Source organism: Nonomuraea sp. B19D2 (assembly GCF_040137845.1).
In the GTDB taxonomy this organism is placed as follows: domain Bacteria; phylum Actinomycetota; class Actinomycetes; order Streptosporangiales; family Streptosporangiaceae; genus Nonomuraea.
Genome location: NZ_JBEFAK010000132.1, coordinates 1 through 1945, shown reverse-complemented (window position 1 = coordinate 1945; position 1945 = coordinate 1). Strand labels below are relative to the sequence as shown.

The 1945-nt window shown below is 66.6% G+C and carries 1 protein-coding gene; it reads left to right on the top strand.

Going from position 1 to position 1945, the window contains the following annotated elements; all coding sequences use genetic code 11:
• The first annotated feature begins 163 nt into the window (after positions 1-163).
• A complete protein-coding gene (locus ABN273_RS59090) occupies positions 164-1924 on the top strand; it encodes an IS1182 family transposase (protein ID WP_349458573.1) in 1761 nt (586 codons plus the stop codon).
• Positions 1925-1945 lie beyond the last annotated feature (21 nt).

Genomic DNA, 1945 nt, shown 5'->3' with positions numbered 1-1945 from the left:
GATCCTGTGCGACACGGTGGTTTTGCAGGGCGGCGATGATCCTGCTGGTTAACTCGCGACACGCGGTTGTAGGTTCGTGACCTGAGTCTTTGGCGTCCGGGATCATGCGGTGCGCGGCCGGGTTTCCCCCTCCTCCCGGTCGTGGATGGAGTGGTCGGTGTCGATGCAACCCCGGTCCTGGCCGGAACCGGACCCGGTGATCGCGGCGGCGATCCGGTCGATGTATCGAGGCAAGCGGCAGCCGCCCTTACCTGTCCGGGTCCGGGATGAGCTGGGCGAGCTGTTCTCCGACGCGGAGTTCTCGGGTGCGTTCGCAGCCGAGGGCAAACCAGGCTGGTCACCGGGCCGGCTGGCGTTGATCACGGTGTTGCAGCGGGTGGAGAACCTGACCGACCGGCAGGCCGCCGAGACCGTGCGTGCGGACTTGAGCTGGAAATATGCCTTGGGGTTGGCGTTGGATGATCCCGGGTTCGACGCCAGTGTGCTCAGTGAGTTCCGGACTCGGGTCATCGCCCACGGGCTGGAGGAGAGGGCGCTGGACCTGCTGCTGGCCAAGCTTGCCGGCAAAGGCCTGATCGGGGCGGGTGGCAAGATGCGTACCGACTCCACCCATGTGATCAGCGCGGTCCGGGACCTGAACCGGCTGGAGTTGGCCGGGGAATGCGTCCGCGCAGCGTTGGAGGCGATCTCGGCTGCTGACCCCGGCTGGACGAGCAGGGTCCTGGAGCTGTCTGGATGGGCTGAACGCTACCGCGCCCGCGTCGACTCCTGGCGGCTGCCGGCCTCGCAGACCAGACGCGATGAGCTTGCGCGCGCCTACGGCGCGGACGGCTATGCGCTGGTGGAAGCGGTGTATGCGCCGTTCTCCCCGGCGTGGTTACGGAATCTGCCCGCAGTGCAGGCGCTGCGGGTCATGTTGATCCAGAACTATGTGCGCGTCACCGACCGTAAGGGGCGGGAGGTGGTCATGCGGCGGCGGCCCCTCGAAGACGGTGGAGAGGGGCTGCCGCCGGGCAGATCCCGTTTGACCTCCCCGTATGACACCGATGCCCGCTGGGCGGCCAAGGGCGAGGACTTGTTCTGGAACGGCTACAAGCTCCACATCAGCGAAACCTGCCACGCCGTGAACGATGTAGTGGATGACCCCGCGGAGTGTGAGAACGCCAGGCGTGGCCAAGCAATCGCGCCGCCGAACTTGATCACGAACGTGGCGACCACGGACGCCACTGTGCCCGACGTGGCGATGACCGAGAAGGTCCATCAGCACCTGCACCGGCGTGGGTTGTTGCCGCGCGAGCACTACGTCGACTCCGGCTACGCTTCAGCGGAACTGATCGTCGGTGCGCGTGAGGTCTACGGCCTGACCCTCGTGACGCCCGTCTTACTTGATCATTCGCCTCAGGCTCGCGCCCGGAAGGGCTATGACCGGACCTCGTTCACGGTGGATTGGGCGAAGGAGCAGGTCACCTGTCCCCAAGGGGAGACCAGCGCCTCGTGGAGCCCGTGCCGGCAACGCGGTAGCGACGCGATCGTGGTCACCTTCTCCACCACGTCCTGTCGTCCATGCCCGGTTCGCATGCTCTGCACGACCTCCAGCCGAGAACGTCGCCAGCTCACCCTTCACCACCAGTCGATCGAGCAGGCCCTCCAAGCCGCTCGCGCCGAACAGACCAGCCGACAGTGGCAGGACAAATACAAGATCCGCGCCGGAGTCGAGGGCACGGTCCGCCAGGCCGTCGCGGTCGCCGGTCTTCGCCGCGCCCGCTACCGAGGACTGGCGAAGGTCCACCTCGAACACGTCTTCTCCGCCGTGGCGCTCAACCTCATCCGCCTGGATGCCTGGTGGAACGGACACCCGCTCGACCGGACCCGCACCAGCCACCTCGCCCGCCTCGAACTGGCAGAACTCGCTCTCGCAGCCTGAGACGAGTTAACCAGCAGGATC

Excerpts from the sequence above, each read along its gene's own strand:
- ABN273_RS59090 (WP_349458573.1), top strand. The coding sequence starts at position 164 with ATGCAACCCCGGTCCTGGCCGGAACCGGACCCGGTGATCGCGGCGGCG.